The following is a 21,225-nucleotide window of genomic DNA, read 5'->3' as shown; positions in this document are numbered from 1 at the left end:
GGGACAGGGCGCCTCAACCAAGAGTCGGCGCAGGGACGGATTCCCGGACGGCGCGGCGGATCCTGAACCACAACCGCTGAGCGCTCCGCGCTCGCCTTGGGTTCCGCAGGGCATCCCTGATGGCCCTGATGGAGACCGCGGGAGGCGGCGCCTCGCTGCTCAGCGCGGCGTCGAGGTAGCGGCCCAGGAACTCCGTCAAGGCGACGGCGGTGACCGCATTGGAGAAGAGACCGGCGACCGGGACGAGGCCGAGCGTGAAGTTGGCGAAGAGCCTTACGGCCGCTCCACCCCAGATGATCTTGCTCACCTGCAGCCACGGAGCCCTGCGGAGCGGCGCGCCCCGGCGCCGGGTCAGCGACACGGAGAAGGAGTAATGAATGGGAACCACGATCAACTCATCTGCGCCGGGAATGGGCTGAGTGACGAAGCTGATCACTGCAGTGATGGCAGAATACTTGTTGGTCAGCCGGCGGATCGTCGGTTCCATCGGTCGTATATACGGCGTGGAGCCGGCCGCCGGGAGGCCGAGAGAAGCATGTTGACGAGGGCGCGGCCCGCGCAGCCGAGGGCGGATCACGCTCGGCCTGGACGAAGCATGGGAGTCTCCGCGCTCGTCGGTGTCCTGGGGGACCTGGAGATCTTTGCAGGACAGGGAGAGGGAGATCTCCAAAGCACGTTGAAGCGCCCCGCGGATTGGACCCCGGCATGGGAAAGACCATTTCCCGCGGCCCTCGCGAGGCGCCGGCGCTACGGATCGAGCCCTTCCCTGCACGCGACCCGGAGCTCACCGAGCGCGGCGACGAGCGCGCCGCGCTCGCCCTGCCACGCCGGCGACGGGTCCTCGGCGTCACGCCGGCGGATGTGCTCGCGGGCCTCGTCCCAGAGCGGACGCGGCGGCACGAGCGGCGGCACCCGCGCGCGCACCGCGTCCGTCAGGCGCAGCACGCGCTCGACGCGGGACAGCGCCTCGCCGAGCGGCACCTCGCCCGCCTTGCAGCGCCGGAGCAGGCCGCACTCGTAGCTGCTGCACACGGAGAAGCGCATCTCGTAGACGGTGCACTTCCTGTCGAGATGGCAGGGGCACGGCAGGCTGAAGGCGTCGTGGTACCGATTGCAAGCGAGCGGCAGGCGCAGCTTCTCGGCCCGCGGGAGCTCGTGCTCCTCGAGCGGCGCGACGTCGAAGAGCAGCCCCGTGCAGCAGAGGCCGCACGCGGTGCAGAGGTCCGAGCCGTCCGGCCGCGCCTCGGGGGCTTCGTTCGCTGGGGGAGCGCTCACCCGCGTCGATTGGCACGCGCGTGGCCGCGCGTCGAGGCGCGAAGCGGGCGGGCGGCGCGCGCGTGTCTGACGAGCGCGTGTCTGACGCGCGCTCAGTGCGCGGCGTCGTCGAGCACGATCTCGCGCAGGTGGTCGAGCCCGACGGACCCGGAGCCGATCACCCTGGCGTGAAACGCCTTCAGATCGAAGGCCTCGCCGTGGCGGCGCCGCAGCGTGTCGCGCAGCTCCAGGACGACGCGCTCGCCGACCTTGTAGGAGATCGCCTGCCCCGGCCAGCCCAGGTAGCGCGTCGCCTCGCTGTGCGCGTGATCCAGCGGGAGGAAGGCCCGGCGCTGGAGGTACTCGACGGCGATCTCATAGCGCCAGGGCTCGCCGGCGTGGAGCGGCGCGTCCCGGGGGATCGGCAGCTCCAGGTGCATGCCGATGTCGAGGACGACGCGGTAGGCGCGCGTCAGCTTGCCCGCGAGCATCCCGAGCACGTAGTCGGGGCGCTCGAAATAGCCGAGCTCGTACATGAGCTGCTCGGCGTAGAGGGCCCACCCCTCGGCGTGGCCGGAGTTCGTCACCAGGAAGCGGTGGAGTCGGCTCAGCCGGTCATCGAGGTGCACCTGGAGCGCGCACTGCAGGTGATGGCCAGGAAAGCCCTCGTGGTACGCCGTGGTGATCTCCTCGTAGAGCGGGAACGTCTCCTTCGTGCCGGGCGCATACCAGACGGTGCCGGGCCGCTTGAAGCCGTCGCTCGGGGGCACGTAGTAGGCGCCGATCGCGCCGCCCGGCGGAGCGAGCTTCACCTCGATGTGACGGATGGGCGCCGGGATATCGAAATGGACGCCGTCGAGATCGGCGAGCGCCTTTCGCTGGCGCTCGGACATCATGCGGAGGAACTCGTCGGCGCTGTGCGCGCACCGGGCGGGGTCGGTCATGAGCAGATCGATCACCTCGGACAGCGACGCGCCGGGGAGGATCTCGGCGGCGATGCGCGCCATCAGGGCCTCGATGGCGTGCACCTCGGACCACCCCCAGGCGTACGTCTCGATCGGGTCGATGCTCGCGCCGAGGAAGCGGCGCGAGAGGCGCAGGTAGCGCTCCTCTCCCACGGCGTCCGCGGCGCGCGCGCTCGGCAGGTACGTCTGCTCCAGGTAGCCGGCGAGCGCGCCGAACGCGGCGCGCGCCCGCTCGACGCCGTCGACGACGCGTGCGCGGCCGGCGCCCGCGCCGCAACCCGACGCCTCGTGAGCGGCCGGCAGCGTGAGGAAGAACGACGCGTCGCCCGCCTGGTAGCGCGCCTGCTCGATCACGGCGAACACCTGGCGACGCGCGACGACCTGGCCCGTCCGGCGCCCCTCCTCGAGCGAAGCGCGGTAGCTGTCGCACGCGCGCGGCAGGCCCTCCAGGCGCGACGCGATGGCCTCCCAGCCGGCGGCGCTGTGGACATCCATGAGGTCGAAGACCATCCGGAGGTGCTGGAACGCCGACTCGATGTTGTTGAGATCGCGCAGGTGCTCGCCGTGACGGAAATCGTCGAGCCGCTCATCCAGGTGTTCCGCCATGACACGGCGTGCGAGGCGACCCCACCGCGCCTCCGCCCCGGAGCGCGGCGGCGGCAGCGAGCGGAGCCGCTCCTGGAAGGACGCGACCGTGGAGGCCCAGGACGCGGCGCCGCTCGGGCTCCAGTCGTTCCAGGCGCCTTCGTCGCAGGGGATGCCCGCGAGGGTGGCATGGGCAGGACAGCGGGCAGCGAAGGCTTGGACGAACTCGTCGCTGAGGGCGAAGATAGGATCACGCGCGTCGTGGTCTTGGCTCACCGCGACAGCATATGCGGCCACGACCGGTTTTTCTCCGGGCGCGCGAGACGATCCGTCGGGTCTTCGTTACGCTTGCTGGAGGGAGGTCGCTCACGCGGCGGCCTCGGGGAGCGACATGAACCACCGCAGCCTGCCAGGCGAGCTCCATGACGACGACCGGCCCTCCTGCGCCGCTCCTCCATCGCGCCCCCGACCCCCGCAGCGGCGCGCCTGGCCGCGCGTCTCGGCGCTCGTCGCCGCGGCGGCGATCGCGGCGCTCGGCTGCACCGCGAGCTCGGCAAGCCAGCCGGCGATCTCCGCGTCACAGCCCGCGGCGATGACGCCAGCGCAGATCGCGGCGCGCGCCATGCCGGCGGTCGTCACGATCCGCGGCGACGGCTCGCTCGGGGCGGGCTTCCTCGTCCGCGAGGACGGCTGGATCGCGACGAATTTCCACGTCGTCGCCGGGATGCCGGACCTCAAGGTGGTCCTCTCCGATCAGAGCGAGCACCCGGTGCTCGAGGTGCTCGCGTTCGACGAGGCTCGAGATCTCGCGATCGTCCGGATCCACGCGCCTCGGAGGCTCCCGCTGCTCTCCCTCGGCAACAGCGGCGCGGTCCGCCCCGGCGATCCGGTCGTCGCGATCGGCCATCCGCTCGGCCTCGCGGACACCGTGTCGAACGGCCTCGTGAGCGCGGTCCGCGTCGTGGATCCGGAGCTGACGCTGCTACAGATCTCCGCGCCGATCGCGCCAGGCTCCTCGGGCGGCCCGCTGTTCAACGAGCACGGCGAGGTGATCGGCGTCGCCGCGGCGGTCTCGACGCAGGGGCAGAACCTCAACTTCGGCGTGCCCGCCGACTACCTCAAGCGGCTGCTCGTGCGCCCCGATCCCGTCCCGCTCTCGACGTTCGCGGCCGAGACGGCCGACGAAGAGCAAGGGCTGCCGGCGGTCAAGCGATCGGTGCCTCACCACGCGCTCGCGATCCTCCGCGGCTGCACCGAGGGTGACCTGCTCGTGCTGGCGCGCACGATGGACGGCGCGATCCAGGTCGGCTCGCCCCTCTACAACCAGGGGGATTTCGCGTCCTGTTATCACGTCTACGCGGGCGCCTCGCTCGACATGGAGCGCCGGCTCGGCCCCGCGTGCAGGGGCCCGAGGAACGCGCTCGTCGAGGGACGGCGCAAGGCGGCTGGCCTCGACGACGAGGCCGCCCAGGCCTGGGCGATGCGCGACGCGTTCGACGGGCTGCTCGAGGTGATCCTGCGCAAGGTCCACGGCGAAGCGCAGTGAGCGGCGCCTCGCCGCGGTAGCGAAGGGGGCCGGGCGCGGCGCGCCGCGGCCCCGGAGCGCTGCTGCTAATCGAGCTGCGCCGGCGCCGGCCGGCCCGCGTCGTGCGCGACGGCGGCGCGCGCCGCGGCGCCGCGGTGCCCCGCCGCGACGACCCCATCCCCCGCCGGAGCGACGCCGCCCTCCCCCGCCCCGCGCGGCTCGCCCTGGTCGTCGCTGCCCCGCATGAAGGGCAGGATCCGCTTGAGCCACGAGGAGACGTCGTCGAACAGCGAGTAGGCGACCGGGGTCGCGAGCAGCGTCAGGAGGAGCGCCAGCGTCTGCCCGCCGATGATCACGAAGCCGGTCGCGCGGTTCGTGCCCGAGCCCGCGCCGCTCGAGACGACGAGCGGGATCATGCCGGCGACGAACGCGAGCGTGGTCATCAGGATCGGCCGGAGCCTGTCGCGGTTCGCCTCCAGGATGGCCTGCGCCCGCGGCAAGCCGTGCTCGCGCAGCTTGATCGTGTGATCGATCTGGAGGATCGAGTTCTTCTTCACGACGCCGAACAGCACGACGATGCCGAGCAGCGAGAAGATGTTGAGCGACTGCCGGAAGATGATGACCGCGATGAACGCGAACGGCACCGTCAGCGGCAACGACAGGAGGATCGTGATCGGGTGCAGCCACGACTCGAACTGCGCCGCGAGCACGAGGTACATGAAGACCAGCGACAGGAGGAGGGCGACGAGGAAGCTCTTCATCATCTTGATGAGCTCCTTCGACGCGCCGACGGGGCCAGCGGAGTAGCCGGACGCGAGGTTCATCTCCGCGACGGCCTTGTCGAGCTCCTGGATGACCGTCTGCTGCGAGTAGCCCGCCTCGAGGTTGGCGGTCAGCATGACCTGCCGCTGCCGGTTGTACCGCTCGATGCGCGACGGGCCCGTCCCCTCGGCGAACGACACCACGTTGTCGAGCGTCACGGCGCCGAGCTTGGTCGACGGCACCGTGATCTTCGCGAGGCCTTCCTTGTCGGAGCGGAAGCTCGACAGCGCGCGCGCGCGCACCTCGTACTGCTCCCCGCCTTCGTTGTAGGTCGACACCTTGTACCCGCCGACCAGGAGCCGCAGGGTGCTGGCCACGTCGCCGACCTGAACGCCGAGATCGGCGGCCTTCTTGCGGTCGATGACCACGCGGATCTCCGGCTTGCCCACGAGCAGCGAGGTGTCCGGATCGACGACGCCCGGGATCGCCTTGAGCTTCTGCAGCAGCGCGTCGGAGTAGTGGCCGATCTTCTGGAGGTCGGGGCCCTGCACCTGATAGGCGATCTGGGTGCTCTGACCGCCGGAGAAGGCGGGCACGACGCCGATGTTCGCACGGAGCTTCTCCGCGTCGAACTGCGGAGTGAGCTCGCGACGAGCGCGATCGATGAGGTCCTGCTGCGACAGCGCGCGCTGATCCGCCGGCTTGAGCTTCACGTAGATGGTGGCGAGGTTCGGCGTCTTCTGCGGATCGTCGCCGATCGTCGTCAGCGTGTACAACACGCCGGGGAGCTTCTCGATGTCCGACGCGATCCGCGTGGCGATGACGCGCGTCCCATCGAGGCTCACGCCCTCGGGCGCGCGCATGCTGACCTGGAACTGCGACTCGTCCTCGACCGGGAGGAAGTTGAACTTGGCCATGCCCCCCAGCACCGGGATCGAGAACAGCGCCAGGAGCGAGGCGAGCACGATCACCCAGCGGTGCGCCATCGACCAGCGGAGGATCGCCATGTAGCCGCGCTCGATCGGCCCGTAGAAGCGCGACTCCTTGGAGCTACTGGCGTCGTGCTTCTCCGGCTTCTTCAGCCATCGCGCGGACAGCATGGGCGTCAGCGTGAAGCTCACGATCAGCGAGACGAGGATCGAGAACGCCATGGTGAGGCCGAACGAGTTCAGGAAGCGGCCGACGATGCCGCTCATGAACGCGACCGGGAGGAACACGGCGATCAGCGAGAGCGTCGTCGCGAGCACCGCGGGGCCGATCTCCTTCGTGCCCTGGAGCGCCGCCTCCCACGGGCTCGCGCCCTTCTCTTCGATCCAGCGGTAGCAGTTCTCGAGGACGACGATCGCGTCGTCGATCACGATGCCGACCGCAAGCGTCAGCGCGAGGAGCGTGATCCCGTTGAGCGTGAAGCCCGCCACCTTCATCAGGGCGAACGTGGAGATGATGCTCGTCGGGATGGCGATCGCCGAGATGAGCGTGCTGCGGGCGTTCGCGAGGAAGAGCGCGACGATGATCGCGGCGAGCACCGCGCCGAGCACGAGGTGCTCCTTGACCGCATGGACCGAGTTCTTGATGAACTCCGACTGATCGCGGGCGACGGCGATGCTGTACCCCTCGGGGAGGCGCTTCTCCACCTCGCTGATCCGCGCCTTCAGCCCGTCGATGACCTCGACGGTGTTCGTCCCGCTCTGCTTGCGGATGCTGAGGAGCACGGCAGGATCGAGGCCGCGGAAGCCGGCGGACTCCGGCTCCGCCATGCCGTCCTGGACCTCCGCGACGTCGCCGAGCCGGACGGAGTAGCCGTCGCGGTTCGCGAGCACGATGTCCGCCATCTGCTGGACCGACTGCACGCGGCCGCGCGTCCGCAGGGTGAGCGCCCTGCCCCCTTGCTCGATCCGGCCGGCCGGGATCTCGACGTTCTGGCTCGCCAGCGCCTGGGCCACCACGCCGCCGGTCAGGGAGTACTTCTCGAGCTTCTCCGGATCGATCCAGATGTTGATCTGCCGGCTCCGGCCGCCGATGAGCAGCACCTGTCCGACACCGGCGAGCGACTCCAGCTCGCGCCGGAGCGTCTTGTCGGCGAACTCCGTCACCGAGCGGACGTCCGCCTTCGGAGACGAGACGGCGAGCGTGAGGATCGGCGCGGCATCCGGATCGAGCTTGCCGACCACCGGCGGATCGATCCCTTCCGGCAGATCCGCGAGGATGCCTTCGACCTTGTCGCGCACCTCCTGCGCGGCGACGTCGACGTCCTTCTCGAGCTGGAAGGAGATCATGACCTGGCTGAGCCCCTCGACCGAGGCCGAGCGCAGCTCGTCGATGCCGCTGATCGTGTTGACCGCCGACTCGATCTTGTCGGAGAGCTCCGTCTCGACCTCCTCGGGCGCTGCGCCGGGGAGGACGGTCGTCACGACGATGAACGGGAACTCGACCTTGGGAAACCGGTCCACGCCGAGGCCGAAGTAGGAGAACGCCCCGAGCACCGTCAGGAGCAGGACGATCACCGAGGCGAAAACCGGCCTACGGATGCAGATTGCCGCGAGCCATTGCATGGTCGCTACCTTTCTTCAGTAATGGGGCGCGCGGTGCGCTCGGCTCACTGCGCCGCCGCGACCTCGATGCCGTCCGCCAGCTCGCTCACCTTGTCGATCGCGACCTCATCCCCCTCGGCGAGCGGACCGACGACCTCGATGAGGCCATCGATCTTGCGGCCGGGCTTGACGAGCCGCTCCGTCACGCGATCGCCCGACTTCACGAACACGCGCGCGCTCGTCCCTGAGGTGCCGACCGCCGACTCGGGGACGAGGATCGCCGTTCTTGACTCGCCGGTCAGCGCCAGCTGCCCCTGCGCGAAGAGGCCGGGGCGGAGCTTGCCCTCGCTGTTGTCGAACTCGGCCTCCACGGGCAGGGTGCGCGACGACGCCTTCAGGCTCGCGCCGATCCGCTTCACGACGCCCGGGAACAGGCGATCGGGGAAGGAGGCGACCGAGACGCTGACCGGCTTGCCCACCTCGATGTGCGCGATGTCCGCCTCGGGCACGTCGATGCGCAGCCGCAGCGGGTTGTCGCGGACCACGACCGCGACGACGCGGCCCGGGCTGGCGTACTCGCCGACGCTGATCCGCTTCTCGGCGATCGCGCCGTCGAAGGGCGCCCGCACCGTCGTGTCGGACACCGCCTTCGAGGCGAGCCCCGCCTGCGCCTGCGCGGACGTGAGCGCCGCGACGGTCGCGCGGATGCCGTTGACCGCGGCCTCGTACTGCGCGGTCGCGTTCTGGGCCTGCGTGCGCGCCGCGTCCCAGGTCGACTGGGGGACGGCGCCCTGGTCGTAGAGCTGCTTCACGCGCTCGGCCTCGGACTTCGCGAGCTCCATGCTCTGCTTCGCGGCCCGGACCTCCGGCACCTGGTCGGGATCGATGCCCTTCGGCGACGCGCCGTCCTGCAGCGCGAGCTTGGCCCGCGCCTGCGCGACGGCCGCGGACGCGGCCTGCGACTGGAGCGCCACGTTGCGCGCGTCGAGCACGACGAGCGGATCGCCCTTCTTGACCCGTGAGCCCACGTCGACCGCGACGCTCACGACCAAGCCGCCGATCTGCGTCGCCGCCTCGCTCGTCTCGTCGGCGACCAGGGTGCCGCTGACGTCCAGCGTCTGCGCGAGCGGGCGCGCGATCACCTTCCCGAAGTGCACCGCGGGCTTCTGGCGTGGCGCGGCGGTGTCGCGCGCCGGCGACGGCTGCGCGTCCGCCTCGGGGCGGCGACAGCCGGTCAACGTGGGCACCGCGAGCGCGGCGAGCAGCGCCGCGACGACGGCGGCGCGGGAGTGATTCGATGCGGCGCTACGAGCGCCGAGAGCCCATCGAGCGAAACGGCGCTCGGGTCCGCAAGGAGGATGTGTCATGGGGAGTCCGCCCGGTTCTTTGCCAGCGCCTGCCGGTGCGGTCCAGGAGCAAAGCTGGCGGGCAACACACTAGGGTGCTGACCGGCCGGTCATCAAGGGGGTGTTCCGGACAAGGTCTCCGTCCCTCTCGCACTTCATGCCGCCATGACCGCGAAAAACGTGCTGGGAGATGTGCGCCGGGTCGCGCGGCCGGCGGCCGGCGATGAAACGGGCGGGTGAATCGCGGGTCACCCTCCCGAAAAGAGGCGCCGAGGGCACCGCCGCGGGGCGCACACGCCCTCCCACCGAGTCGACCGCCGTGGCGAGGACGGTCGGCGATCATGCGAAGTACTTTCGCACAATATTTTAACACAATTTAATTCTTCTTTACCGGAAAGAGATCTGCCCCTGGAGCGCGGGAGAGCCGGAGGCGAGCGGCGCGGAGGAACGCCGGCTCAGCGCCACGGGTCGAAGGCGCCTCGGAGCACAGGGCCCGAGAGCTCGGCGAGGAAAGGGTCGAGCGCGCAAAGCGCGTCGAGCCACGCCACGTCGGAGGGCGAAGTCGTGGACTGCTGGGCCAGGTACGCGAGGCGGCGGGCGCGGGTCGCGTGGGCGTGGGCGCGCGCCTCCGCATAGGAAGCCATCTCCCCGGCCGACATCATGAAGGCCCAGTCGCTCGATTGAAGGAGGAGGAGCTCGCGGATCGCCTGGTCCAGCGCGCGGCCGGGCAGGCCGCCCGCGTGGCGGCAACTCGAGAGCGCGCCCAGCACGGCGCGCTCGGCGTGGTGCGCGTGGCGCCACAGGGAGGACGCGCTCGGGCCCGTCCAGAATGCGCCGAAGCCGCCTTCGCCCCACGTCGAGGCGGCAGGCTCCACGACCTCGACGGGCGGATGGCGCTCCAGGTACGCGCCGAGCGCGATCGGAACGGCGCGATCCGAGGCCGCGAGGCGGCGCAGGGCGTGCTCGAGGAACTCGGGCCCTTCGAGCCACCAGTGGCCGAAGAGCTCGGCGTCGTAGGGGGCCACCAGGATGGGCGGGGCGTTCACGCCGCGGATCGACGCGAGCGCGGCCTCGCGGCGGGCCACGAAGTCCGCGGCGTGCGCGCGCGCCTGCGCGGAGGCACGCGCCGGGTCGTACGGCGCCTTGTCGGGGCCGGGCCCGGTCACGCGATGGAGCTTGAGGCCGGTCATGAGCCGGGTGCCGTCGGGACCGACCTCCCCTTCGAGCTCGCGCTCGGGCAGGTCGAGCCCGACGTCGCGGTAGAACTCGCGATAAACCGGGTGACCCGGATAGCCGGCGTCGCGCGACCAGACCTCGCGCGCGCTGTCGCGATCGCGCCCGAAGCACGCGAGGCCGGCAGGCGAGAGCACCGGGACGGACGCGCCGGTGGACGCAGGCGGCGCGGCGAGCGTGAGCGCGTGGGCGTCGAGCACGGTGAAGCGGACGCCCGCCGCCGCTAGATCGGCGTCGAGGCCGGGCGCGTAAGCGCACTCGGGCAGCCAGAGGCCGCGAGGCTCGGGCGCGCCGGTGAAGGCCGCGAAGGCGCGGCGGCCGAGCCGCAGCTGCGCCCGGATCGACGCCGGCGTGGCGAGCAGTCCGGGCAGGTACGCGTGCGTCGCGGCCGTGGTGAGGAGCTCGACGCGGCCCGCCCCGGCGTGGCGCACCAGGGCGCCCGGGACATCGCCGCCGAGCGCCTCCCACGAGCTCGCCGCGTCCGCGAGCCGCGCGCGGTAGAGCGCGGCGGCCCCGGCGAAGCCGCTCCCGGCGAAGCGGGCTTCGACCCGGGCCGCCAGCGCGGTGAGCCGGCGGAGGTGGTCCTCGAACCGGCGAAGGAGCAGCTCGTCGCGCAGCATCGCGAGGAGCGACGGCGAGACGGAGAGGGTCAGCGGGGCGACGACGCGGTCGGCGGCGAGGCGATCGAGGACCCCGAGCAGGGGGAGATAACACTCCCAGAGCGCCTCGAAGAACCAGCGCTCCTCCAGGGAGCGGACGTGCTCGGGGTGACGCACGTACGGCAGGTGAGCGTGGAGGACGAGGGCGACGTAGCCCGGCATGGAACGCTGGAGGCGGGAAACCGCCGGTGGGCTGTCGTCTCGCACGGTCGCGCCCGCGCGGGAAGCGCGCGGCGAACGCGCCGGTCATGGGCGGCGGCGCGCAAGGCGCGGGCCGACGGGCTCCGCCTGGAGGCGCTTGCGCGCCGAGCGCTGGCGATCCCATCGCCAGGGGACCGTTCATCCCGGCATGGTGCGGAGATCCCTTATCAATTCCATTCTAGAAATGTTCCGGACGTGGCAGCCTTCCAGTCGAGTTACACGCATCAACCCTTCTTGAGCTCCGCCCCGAGGTCCGCTCCGAGGCGCTCGGCTTCGTGCGTGTTTCCGGGCCACGACAGGCGCCTTTCCGCCCTTCGCAACCGGGAGCCGTCGGGCTCGGCGAGGAGCGCCCGAAGCCACAGCGCGTCGCCGTCCCGCACCGCATAGGCGGCCACCGGCGTCCGGCAACTGCCTTCCACCGCGGCCATCACGGCTCGCTCGGCAGAGACGCAGATCGTGGTCTCGGCGTCCGCGAGCGTCGCCAGGACGCCGCGCACGCTGTCGTCCGCCGTGCGGCACTCGATGCCGAGCGCGCCCTGTCCGATCGCGGGCAACGACACCTCGGGCGACAGCACCTCCGTGGCGCGGCCTTCGAGGCCGAGCCGCTTCAGGCCGGCGAGCGCCAGCACCACGGCGTCGAACACGCCGTCGAACACCTTGCGGAGCCGGGTGTCGACGTTGCCACGGACCGGCTCGATCACGAGATCCGGGCGCGCCTCGCGCAGCGCGACCGCCCGGCGGAGGCTCGAGGTCCCGACCCGGGCGCCCGCCGGCAGCTCCGCGAGCAAAGCGCCGCTCCGGGTGACGAGCGCGTCGCGAGGGTCCTCCCGCGCGGGGATGCAGGCGAGGCACAGCGCCGGGGCGATCTCTGCGGGGACGTCCTTGATCGAGTGGACCGCGAAGTCAGCGCGCCGGTCCAGGAGCGCCTCTTCGAGCTCCTTGATGAACAGCCCTTTGCCGCCGATGTCCTGGAGCGAGCGATCCTGCGTCTTGTCGCCCGAGGTCACCACCTCGAGCTCGCGCAGGGAGAGATCGGGCACCGCCGCTTCGAGGGAACGAGCGAAGGCGCGGGACTGGGCGAGGGCGAGCGCCGAGCGGCGCGTGGCGAGGGTGAGCTCCGTGGGCATCACGCTCCCTTTAACCCAGCTGCGCTCACGGCCGCGGCTGGATTCGCGACGGCCATGACGCCCGCCTCGGCGGGGCGCCCGCCGGGCTGCCGCGCGTAAACGCCGTTGTCCTCTGCAGCCTGGTGGCGCGGATCGGCGTGCCGGGGCGAGGCACCGCCTCGAGCGCCGGAGGCGGGAGGCGCTGCCCCGCGGGCGGAGCGAGGCGTGGGAGGCCCGTCCACCGCGCCGCGCAGCTCCCCCTCGGCGAGCGCCGAGGCGGCGGCGTTCTCGGACGGCGCGCCGTCGATGTCGAACAGCTCCTGGAGCGAGTCGACGTGCTCGGCGACGCGGGGATCGCCGGCCATCGCGCGGAGTCGGGTGGTGGGCACGTGGAGCAGCTTGTTCGTGGCGGCGTCGATCATCATCGCGAGGGCCTGGCGCTCGGCCACGCCGAGGTGCCGGAGCTTGCCAGAGAGGCTGCGCTCGACCTCGGCCGCGAGGATGGATCGCGTGCGGGCTCGCAAGCCGACGATCGTGGGCGTCAGGGCGCGCTCGAGCGTCCACGCCTCGAAGGCCTGCGCCTCGTCCGCGACGATCGCCTCGGCCCGCGCCGCCTCGGCGGCGCGCCCCTCGACGGACTGCGCCACGATCTGCGAGAGGTCGTCGACATCGTAGAGGTACACGCTGTCGAGCTTGTTGACGGCGGGGTCGATGTCACGCGGGACCGCGATGTCGATGAGAAACAGGCTCCTGCCCTTCCTGGCCTTGCGGGCTCGGCGGACGAGGTCGGGCGTGACCACGTAATTGGGGCTCGAGGTCGACGAGATCACGATGTCGGCGTCGATGACGGAGCGCTCGAGGTCGGCCCAGGGGCGAGGCTCGCCGCCGACCTCGCGGGCGAGCGCGGCGGCGCGGTCCGGGCTCCGGTTGACCACGATGAGGCGGGTGCCGGCGCGGACGAGGAGCTTCGAGGCGGCCTCGGCCATGTCGCCGGCGCCGATGAGCAGCGCCGTGTGACCGGCGAGATCGGCGAAGATCTGGCGGGCGAGATCGATGGCGACGCTGGAGACCGAGACCTGCCCGGCGCCTATCGCCGTCTCCGTGCGCACGCGCTTGCCGACCTTGATGGCGCGGTGAGCCGCGCGGCCGAGCCGGGCGCCGAGGGTCTTTGCCCCGCGGGCCACCTCGATGGCCTCCTTCATCTGTCCGAGGATCTGCGGCTCGCCGACGACCATCGAGTCGAGCGACGCGGCGACGCGGAAGAGGTGGAGGACGGCATCGCTCCCGACGCGGCCTGCGAGGTGGCCCCGGACGGCGTCTCCGCCGAGGCCGACGAGGGTCGCGACGGCGGCGCGCAGCGCCTCGTTGTCGCGCGAGAGCTCCTCGTCGGACGGCGGTGGAGCGCTCCCGGGGCGGGACGGCGCGGGCGCCTGCTGCCGGGGTGAAGCGTAGATCTCGACGCGGTTGCAGGTGGAGAGGACGAGCGCCTCTCCGATGGCAGGGTGGGCCGTGAGGCGCGCGAGCACCTCGGGCAGCCGATCCCGCCCGATCGCGAGCCGCTCGCGCACCTCGATGGGCGCGGTCTTGTGGGAGAGCCCGACGAAGATCACCTGCGCTAGCCTCCGAGCCCCGCGGCGGGACGGACGAGATAGATGATGAGCACCGCCCCGGCGCAGGCGAGCCCCGCGATGGTGCCGTACGCCGCGCGGCGGCCGCGCCAGCCAGCGGCGGCGCGCAAGAGCAGCACGAGCGCGATGAGCAGCCATGTGGCGTAGCCGAAGATGGCGCGCATCACCTCCTCGGCGTTGCCCATCTCGAGCTGGTGCGCCCAGTACGTCCCCGTGACGATGCCGAGCGTCAGCAAGGGGAAGCCGGCGCTCAGGAAGCGATGGATGGCGCGGTCGAGCGTGTCGAGCGCCGGGAGGTTGCCCATGCGCTCGAGATGCCGCTTCCGCTTGAGCCGCTTCTCCTGGACGAGGTAGAGCGCCGCGGAGGCGCCGGCGAGCAGAAAGAGGGCGATCCCGAGCAGGTTCGCCATGACATGCGCCGCGATGAACAGCGGGCTGAGCTTCGGCTCGGGGTGCGGCTTTCCGAGGAAGAACGTGCCGAGCAGGAAAGCGAGCCCGAGCGGCCCGATGAGGAGCCCGAGCGCGTCGATGCGAAAGCGATGGCGGGCGACGAGGTAAACGGCGATCGCGAGGAGGGACGCGACCGAGAGCATGAAATGAACGGAGTGCACCGGGCAGACCCGCGCGACGAAGCTGGCGAGCGTGACGTAGGTCGCGTGCCCGAGGGCGCCCAGGCCGAGCAGCAAGGGCGCGTGCCGCGAGGCGGACGCGGCGACCGCGGCGCTCGGCCGAGCGCCGGGGTCGTGGACGCGCGCCCCCGCGCCGAAGAGGCCCGCGAGGTCGCCCGTGGAGGGGAGCCGGGCGCGGCTGCGGGCGACGTCGAGGAAGAAGAGCGCGCTGGCAGCGCTGTAGAACAGCAGGGCGAGCGCGAAGCTGATCCCGGAGATGACCTCGGGCATGGCCCCGTTATAGCCTGCCTCACCGGGGATGGCCCGCCGGCCGCAGAGGCGGGAGCGTACTCTCGTAGGCCGAGGCCTGACAGCGCGGATGCGCCGGGAGAGGCGGGCGCGAGAGACCGTATCGGCAGCGCCTCGCCACCGCGGGTGTGGCGCGCCGGCGGGGGCGCCAAGGCAACCGGGCACGGCGCCCAAGCAACCGGGCGCGGCGCCCAAGCAACCGGGCGCGGCGCCGCTACATCTTGCTGGTGAGGAACGCGGCCAGGAGCTCTTCGTCGCTCGTCGGGCTGCTGCTGGTCGCGGTCCCCGCCGGGGCGACCTTGCGGTGCTCGGCGAACGTGCCCACCGGGGCGCCGATGAACCCCGGGATCACGTCGTAGGCGTTGTCGCCGATGATCATGGACCCCTCGAGGATCTCCGCCCCGAGCTCCCGCAGGAACGCCCGCGTCTTGACCCTGCCGAGGACCTCGTGGATGTCCGCCGAGCCCGTCACCTCGCGGAGCACGCGGATCGCCTCGATGATCTTGTAGCGGCGACCCTCGGTCTTGATCAGAAGCTCGTCGTTGTTCAGATCGACGCGGTCGCTCGCGATCCAGTCGTCGAGCGCGGCCTGCGGAAAGAACACGCGGTTCTTCATCGCACGCAGTCTACTCAAAAATGAGCCGGAGCGGTTGGATCGCGATGCCGGCCACCAGGGGTGAGCCCGAGCCGACGCGCCTCAGGCAGCAGGTGTCTCAGGCCGCAGGCGCTTCAGGCCGCAGGTGCCTCAGGCCGCAGGCGCCTCAGGCCGCAGGTGCCTCAGCCGCAGGCGCTTCAGGCCGCAGGCGCTTCAGGCCGCAGGGGGTAGCGTGGGCGGAGGCACCGAGTCCCGACGCAGGCCGCGGAGCCGCGCAGGCAGGTGCCAGAGCGACTCGAAGATCCCGAGCAGCACGTAGAAGCCGAGCAACCACACGAGCACGAACGCGGGCTGCAGCTGCGTCGAGATCACCGCGCTCGACCCGACAGCGAACGCCACGAAGAGCACCGTCCGGACGTTGAGCCGGAGATCCTTGAAAGAGCGGAACCGGATGGTCGAGACCATCAGCAGCGACAGGATCGTCGTGGTGGCGAGGATCGCCGACGCGTAGCGCTCGCTGCCGATCTCGCCGGCGGCCGCGTGGTTCGCGACCACGATCGAGACGAGGATGCCCGCCGCGCCCGGGATCGGGAGGCCGACGATGTACTTCGAAGGCTTCGTGGGCTTGCCCGCCTCACCCATGGAGAGGACGTTGAAGCGCGCCAGCCGGACCGCGCCGCAGGCCGTGAAGATGAACGACACGAGCAGCCCCGCGAGATCGAAGCGGTGCAGCGTCCACTGATACACGAGCATCGACGGCGCCACGCCGAACGAGACGATATCGGCCAGTGAGTCGATCTGCAGGCCGAAGGCGCTCTGGGTCTTCGTCATCCGCGCGACACGCCCGTCGAGGGTGTCGAAGAACATCGCGAAGACGATCAGCAGCGCGGCGCGGTAGAAATCATCTTCCGAGTGCGCGGTCGCGGAGCGCCGGATCGAATCGAAGCCACAGAAGATCGATGAGAGCGTGATCAGGTTCGGAAGCAGGAACAGCGTCTTCCTGAGCTCGAACCGCCGTCGCTTCCGGATCATGCCGCCTCCCGTTTAGGCAGGCCAGGCTATCGCCGCAGGGACCGCGAACGCAAGCGCCGAAGCGCACACGCGAGTCGCTAGAAGGTTACCGCGAGCCAGGATCCGGGATCGTTTCATCTCACCGTCAGCTTCGTTTCATTCGTCGTTTTTGTTTTCCGCCGTCGCTCAACGCGCGGGCTGCGCCATGCCCGGCTCACTCCATACCGCCTCCGGGACCTCCGCGCCGGGATCGAAGCGGCACACCATCGGGCGGAGCTCGACGGCCGGGCCGCTCGATCCGCCCACAGCGACCGCCGAGCCCGCCGCGGCCCGGAACAACCACGCCTGGGCGAGATCGCCGGGGATGATCGCAGAGCGGGGCGCCCGTCCGATCGCTCGTGCCTCCCAGCCCGCAACACACGGCGCGGCAGGCGTACCGTGGAGCACCGTGGTGGAGGTCAGGAGCACCGTGACCTCGGGCGGACTGGAGGGACCAGCGGCGTCCACGACGAGCACCGGGTGGCGTGTGCCCGAGAACAAGGCCGTGCTGCCGAGGAAGAGCGGCGCCTCCTGGCGCGCGGTCGCCGCGCGTTCGGCGGCAGAGCAGGGGCGCGGCGCGTCTCCGAGGTCGAACGGCGTCGGCAGCGGCTGAGCGGGGCCGAGCGTGCCATCCGCGCGGAACGGCTGGAAGATCGACCACGCCGCCGCGTGCCCGGGATGGGCGACCAGCGTCGCCACGCCGATCGACCGTCCTGCGTAGGTCCAGTCGGTGTGCACGATCCGATCGCGGTCCGCCGGCGGAGCGACCGAGACGGCATCGATCACCCACGCGGCGCCCGGGCCCGGCGCGGCGGACGCGCCGGCAGGAGGCGCCGGGCGGTGGGCGAGCAGCATCCCGATCATCGGGCCGTTCGACGCCTGCCGGACCATCCCCACGCCGACGGGCTGGCCGTCCGCCAGGACCGCATCGGCGCGCACGTCGAGGCTGCCGTGAAGGCCCGACGCGGGCCAGGACGGGAAGTCGAAACGCTGGAGCTTCCCCGGCGGCTCGTAGAAGAACGTGAGCGCCGACTGAGCGCTGTCGGAGTGCGGCCTGATGAAGAGCCCGCGCAGCGAGACCGACAGGAGCGCGGGATCGAAGAAGTCGTCGGGGGGCGGCGCGCGGCGCGAGGCCGCGCCTCCCGGGCCGGCCTGCGGTCGGGCGCCCGCGCGCGGCTTTCGCGCGGCGTCGGGGACGACCTTCACGTCGCCGAGCTCGAACGGGCCGGCGTCGGGGATCGTGCCGCGGCCCGAGGTGCCATCCATCCAGTTCTCCCAGGCGACCTCGACGTTGCGCATCGGGGCCCCCGGCGCCGCCGCGCCGCCTGGGATCCGCAGGCGCGCCACGGCGTAGCCCTCCATCTGGGAGGTGACGTTGGTCGCGACCCGCGCTCGCCCGAGCCCCGCCGGCACCGCGGGCAGCAGCGATCGCGTGACGACCCGCGCCTCCCCGGCGCCGGACTCGGGGAGCATCGCGGAGACGACGTCGACGGCGCCGCTCGGGGCGCGCGTGAGCAACGACCACACCGACCGGCCGCGCAAGAGCTCGTCGCCGTCGGGCAGGCCGAGGCCGCTCGAGTCGACATGGTCGACGCGCGTCCACTTCGAGGACGGCAGCGTCTCGCAGACGATGGGCGTGCGCGCGGAAGGCTGCGCGCGCGGGGCCGGCTCCGGCGCGCGCGGCAGCGCGCCGTCGGCCTGGCCGCCCCAGCCGACGCGGGTCGCCACGTCGCCGAAGAGGCAGCCGCTGGCGCCGCATGTGATGGCGAGCTGGGCCTCGGAGACCTCGCGCGAGAGCGCCGGCATCTCCGGGAGCTCCGCCCAGCTCACGCCGCCGTCGAGCGACTCCCAGAGCGCCGCGACGTCATCGCCGCTGTCTCGCGCGCGCGACGCAAGCGCGAGCACGCGCCGCCCGAAGCCGGCGAACGCCGCGCTCTCCGCCGGCGGGGTCGTCGCCGTGAGCACCCGGCCGTCCTCGTCGGCGGTCAGGTACGTGAGCGAGCCGCGCTCCGAGAGCAGCAGGCCGACGGCGCCGTCCTCCGCCGGGCGCAGCGCGCTCTCCTCGACGACGTCGAACCCCTCCGGCGAGGGACCGTCGCCCGGCCCGCCCTCCTCGTCCTCGTCCTCGGCGCCGTCAGCCTGCGGGGCGGGCAGCGCGGCGGTCGCGTCGAGCGGCCGCGGCGCGAAGGTCTCGCCCCCGTCGTGCGAGACGAACAGCGCGAGGCGCTCGTCCTTGCCGCGGAAGCCGAGGAAATACGCGGAGCGCCCGTCCGCCGAGAACGCGGGCAGCACGGCGGGCGCGCCGAGCGTGGGGGCCGCCGCGAGGGCGACCGCGGCGCGATCCTCGTCGTGGGCGCCGTCGTGGGACAGGAGGAGCGGCGCGGTCGGCTTGCAGCTGTCCGCGCCGTCGCTCGGCTTGCAGACGCCGGTCAGGAGCGCCGCGCCATCGGGCGCCACCGCGACGCCGACCTGGTCGATGTCCGGCGTCTCCAGCGTGGCGGCCGGCGACCACGCGCCGCCGCCATCGTCGCTGCGGAGCACCCGCGCCACGACGCGATCGCCGTCCGGCTCGGCGCACACCGCGACGACGCGCCGGCCGTTCGCGCCGAGCTTGATGCTCCCGCAGTCGCCCGTGCCCGGCATGGCCGCCTCCTTGAGCGGCCCCTCGATGGGGCCGCTCGCGAAGAGCCACGGCGCGCCGGCGTCTTCCGGGCGGACCGCCTCGACATAGCGATCGCCGCTCATCGCCGCCCGCCCGATCGAGACGGCGGAGGCGGACGGGGCGCGCGGGGTCGTCACGTCGAGCTCGACGTCGGCCCGCGGGAGCGTCGCCGCGCTGCGGGAGAACGCGGGCGTGCGCCGTGGATCCCAGGTCGCCGACGCGAGGAGCCCCTCGGCGAGGAGCTCGCCCCCGAGGGCGCCGACCCGCGAGAGGCCCATCGTCGGGAGCGGCGCGCGCGACCAGGTGCCCCCGCCGTCCTCGCTGGCGAACAGCGCCTCCGGCAACGCGAGCACGAGCGCGCGGCCGCCGTCGGCCATGGCGACGCCAAAGGCGCGCGGCGGGGCCCCGCCCTGCCCCGCGGCGCCGTCGAGCAGCACCGGCTTCCATCCGAGCTCCTCGCGCCACCGGAGCACGCCGCCGCCCCGGGTCACCCCGATCAGCGAGCCGCCGGCGCCCGCGACCTGCAGGAGCGGCTCGGGCGGAGAGAGCGCCCGCGTGAGCTGGCCGAGCGGCGAGGAGGCCTCGTAGATGGCGCCGCTCGCGCCGACGAACATCCAGGAGGCCGGCGAGCGCCGCACGATCGCGGTGAGCTCCTCCGGCGCAGGCGAGGCGCTCGTCCTGCCCTGGCCGGCGCAGCGCGCGGCCTGCGCGGCGGGCCCGGCGGCGCTCGGCGGCGGCGTGGACGTCCGTGGATCGGGCGTCACCGTCCATCGCTGCCCTCCCTGGGCGACGACGACGCAGCCGGCGCCGGCGAACGGCGCCCACGCGACCGCGGCGTCGGGCGCCGCCGGATGGTAGCTCCAGCGCGCGGGCGAGGTGTAGGCCGCGCCCGCGGCGTCCATCGACGGGAGGGTGGCCTCGGCAGGGCGGGACGGCTGCGCCGGGGCGCCCGAGCAGCCCGCGAGCGCGCACGCCGACGCGAGCGCGAGCGGCGCGCGGGTCCGCGACGGCGGCGCGGTCATTCGACCCAGCGGGCGACGAACAGGTTGGTCTCGCCGGGCTTCGCGCCGTGCCGGTTCGAGGCGAAGACGACGTGCTCGCCGGTCGGAGAGAACATGGGGAAGCTGTCGAAGCCCTCGTAGAAGGTCACGCGCTCGACGGGCGGCACGCCGTCCGCCGTCGGGGGCGCGTCGGAGTCGACAAGGTAGAGGTCGAAGTTGGGCATGCCCCGGGCGCCCTGGGGGGTGCTGAAATCGGAGGCAAAGAGGATCCGCCGCGAGTCCGGGAGGAAGTAGGGCGCGAAGTTGGCGCGGCCGTTCCTCGTCACCGGGCGCGGGTTCTGCCCGTCGGCGCCCGCGACGAAGATCTCGAGCGCGCTGGGGCGCACGAGCCCCTTGGCGAGCAACGCGCGGTAGTCGTCGAGCGCCGGTCCGGTGGGGCGGCTCGCCCGCCAGACCAGCTTGGTCGCGTCGGGGGAGAAGAAGGCGCCGCCGTCGTAGCCGGGCGTGCTCGTGATGCGCTTGACGTCCGAGCCGTCGAGCTTCGCGGTGTAGAGGTCGATGTCCCCGTCGCGCGTGCTCGTGAACACGAGGCGCGAGCCGTCGAACGCGACGGTCGCCTCGGCGTCGTAACCCTTGCCCTGGATGAGGGGGCGGAGATCCGAGCCGTCGGCGCTCGCGGTGTAGATGTCGAACTCGTCGAGCGGCCAGACGTACCCCTGCGAGTGGTCGGGCTTCGGGGGGCACGCCTCGCCGGCGGCGTGCGTGGAGGCGAAGAGGACGCGCGCCTGGGCAGAGGCCGCGGGCGCGGGGAAGAGGAAGTAGCCGCAGGTGGTCTTGCCCTGGCCGTTCGAGACCCGGCGGACCTCGCCGCTCTCCAGATCCAGGATGTACTGCTGGTCGCACTTGTTCTCGTCGCGGGTCGACTGGAACACGAGCTTCCTGCCGTCGGGCGACCAGTAGGCCTCGGCGTTCTCGCCGCCGAAGGTGAGCTGCCGGAGCTCGGCGAAGTGCTTCTCGCGCGGATCGGCGGCGACGCTCTTGCCGGCGCGGATGCGGAAGGGAAGCCACTCGGGCTTCGCCGTGGTCGTCGCCTCCGGGATCTGGCCGAGCGGCTCCTTCGGTCGGGGTTCCGAGGAGGCGCAGGCGGCGAGCAGCAGGCAGGCGAGCGGGGCGGGCAGCCTTCGTTTCATGGCGGCGCGACCATA

General features: G+C 72.2%; 14 protein-coding genes. 1 reads left to right on the top strand and 13 read right to left on the bottom strand.

The window, feature by feature from the left end; all coding sequences use genetic code 11:
- Positions 1 to 13: 13 nt before the first annotated feature.
- From WMF39_RS08850 to WMF39_RS08840, 3 genes are all read right to left on the bottom strand, one after another.
- Complete coding sequence (locus WMF39_RS08850; protein WP_437745109.1) at positions 14 to 487, bottom strand: hypothetical protein; 474 nt, start codon at positions 485 to 487, stop codon at positions 14 to 16.
- A 260-nt stretch (positions 488 to 747) separates the two neighbouring features.
- Positions 748 to 1,275, bottom strand: a complete 528-nt coding sequence (locus tag WMF39_RS08845) for a hypothetical protein (protein WP_437745108.1) — start codon at positions 1,273 to 1,275, stop codon at positions 748 to 750.
- A 92-nt stretch (positions 1,276 to 1,367) separates the two neighbouring features.
- Complete coding sequence (locus WMF39_RS08840) at positions 1,368 to 3,080, bottom strand: DUF885 domain-containing protein (protein ID WP_437745107.1); 1,713 nt, start codon at positions 3,078 to 3,080, stop codon at positions 1,368 to 1,370.
- Positions 3,081 to 3,195: 115 nt separating this feature from the next.
- Here WMF39_RS08840 and WMF39_RS08835 point away from each other — a divergent pair, with 115 nt between their 5' ends.
- On the top strand, positions 3,196 to 4,350 hold the full coding sequence (locus WMF39_RS08835; RefSeq protein WP_437745106.1) for a S1C family serine protease: 1,155 nt from the start codon (positions 3,196 to 3,198) through the stop codon (positions 4,348 to 4,350).
- A 65-nt stretch (positions 4,351 to 4,415) separates the two neighbouring features.
- Here WMF39_RS08835 and WMF39_RS08830 read toward each other — a convergent pair whose 3' ends face one another.
- The 10 genes from WMF39_RS08830 to WMF39_RS08785 form a co-directional block, all read right to left on the bottom strand.
- Positions 4,416 to 7,643: an efflux RND transporter permease subunit gene (locus WMF39_RS08830; RefSeq protein ID WP_437745105.1), complete on the bottom strand. Its 3,228-nt coding sequence runs from the start codon at positions 7,641 to 7,643 to the stop codon at positions 4,416 to 4,418.
- Between the two features lie 44 nt (positions 7,644 to 7,687).
- The gene (locus tag WMF39_RS08825; protein ID WP_437745104.1) at positions 7,688 to 8,989 is read right to left on the bottom strand and encodes an efflux RND transporter periplasmic adaptor subunit; all 1,302 of its coding nucleotides are present in this window, start codon (positions 8,987 to 8,989) and stop codon (positions 7,688 to 7,690) included.
- A 434-nt stretch (positions 8,990 to 9,423) separates the two neighbouring features.
- Positions 9,424 to 11,022 carry a glycoside hydrolase family 57 protein gene (locus WMF39_RS08820; RefSeq protein WP_437745103.1) on the bottom strand — a complete coding sequence of 533 codons (1,599 nt, stop codon included), beginning with the start codon at positions 11,020 to 11,022 and terminating at the stop codon, positions 9,424 to 9,426.
- A 263-nt stretch (positions 11,023 to 11,285) separates the two neighbouring features.
- Positions 11,286 to 12,191, bottom strand: a complete 906-nt coding sequence (gene hemC, locus WMF39_RS08815; RefSeq protein ID WP_437745102.1) for a hydroxymethylbilane synthase — start codon at positions 12,189 to 12,191, stop codon at positions 11,286 to 11,288.
- Positions 12,188 to 13,777: a glutamyl-tRNA reductase gene (hemA, locus tag WMF39_RS08810; protein WP_437745101.1), complete on the bottom strand. Its 1,590-nt coding sequence runs from the start codon at positions 13,775 to 13,777 to the stop codon at positions 12,188 to 12,190. Before hemA ends, hemC begins: the two co-directional genes overlap by 4 nt.
- A 5-nt stretch (positions 13,778 to 13,782) precedes the next feature.
- Positions 13,783 to 14,694: a cytochrome C assembly family protein gene (locus WMF39_RS08805; RefSeq protein WP_437745100.1), complete on the bottom strand. Its 912-nt coding sequence runs from the start codon at positions 14,692 to 14,694 to the stop codon at positions 13,783 to 13,785.
- A gap of 232 nt (positions 14,695 to 14,926) precedes the next feature.
- Complete coding sequence (locus WMF39_RS08800) at positions 14,927 to 15,328, bottom strand: hypothetical protein (protein ID WP_437745099.1); 402 nt, start codon at positions 15,326 to 15,328, stop codon at positions 14,927 to 14,929.
- A 192-nt stretch (positions 15,329 to 15,520) separates the two neighbouring features.
- Positions 15,521 to 16,339, bottom strand: a complete 819-nt coding sequence (pssA, locus tag WMF39_RS08795) for a CDP-diacylglycerol--serine O-phosphatidyltransferase (RefSeq protein WP_437745098.1) — start codon at positions 16,337 to 16,339, stop codon at positions 15,521 to 15,523.
- 165 nt (positions 16,340 to 16,504) lie between these two features.
- Complete coding sequence (locus tag WMF39_RS08790) at positions 16,505 to 20,041, bottom strand: hypothetical protein (RefSeq protein ID WP_437745097.1); 3,537 nt, start codon at positions 20,039 to 20,041, stop codon at positions 16,505 to 16,507.
- Positions 20,038 to 21,210: a TolB family protein gene (locus tag WMF39_RS08785; protein ID WP_437745096.1), complete on the bottom strand. Its 1,173-nt coding sequence runs from the start codon at positions 21,208 to 21,210 to the stop codon at positions 20,038 to 20,040. Before WMF39_RS08785 ends, WMF39_RS08790 begins: the two co-directional genes overlap by 4 nt.
- Positions 21,211 to 21,225: the final 15 nt, after the last annotated feature.

Origin of the sequence: Sorangium sp. So ce1504 (assembly GCF_051521635.1) — a bacterium.
Taxonomy (GTDB): Bacteria; Myxococcota_A; Polyangia; order Polyangiales; family Polyangiaceae; genus Sorangium; species Sorangium cellulosum_B.
This window is presented reverse-complemented; position numbering and strand designations above follow the sequence as displayed.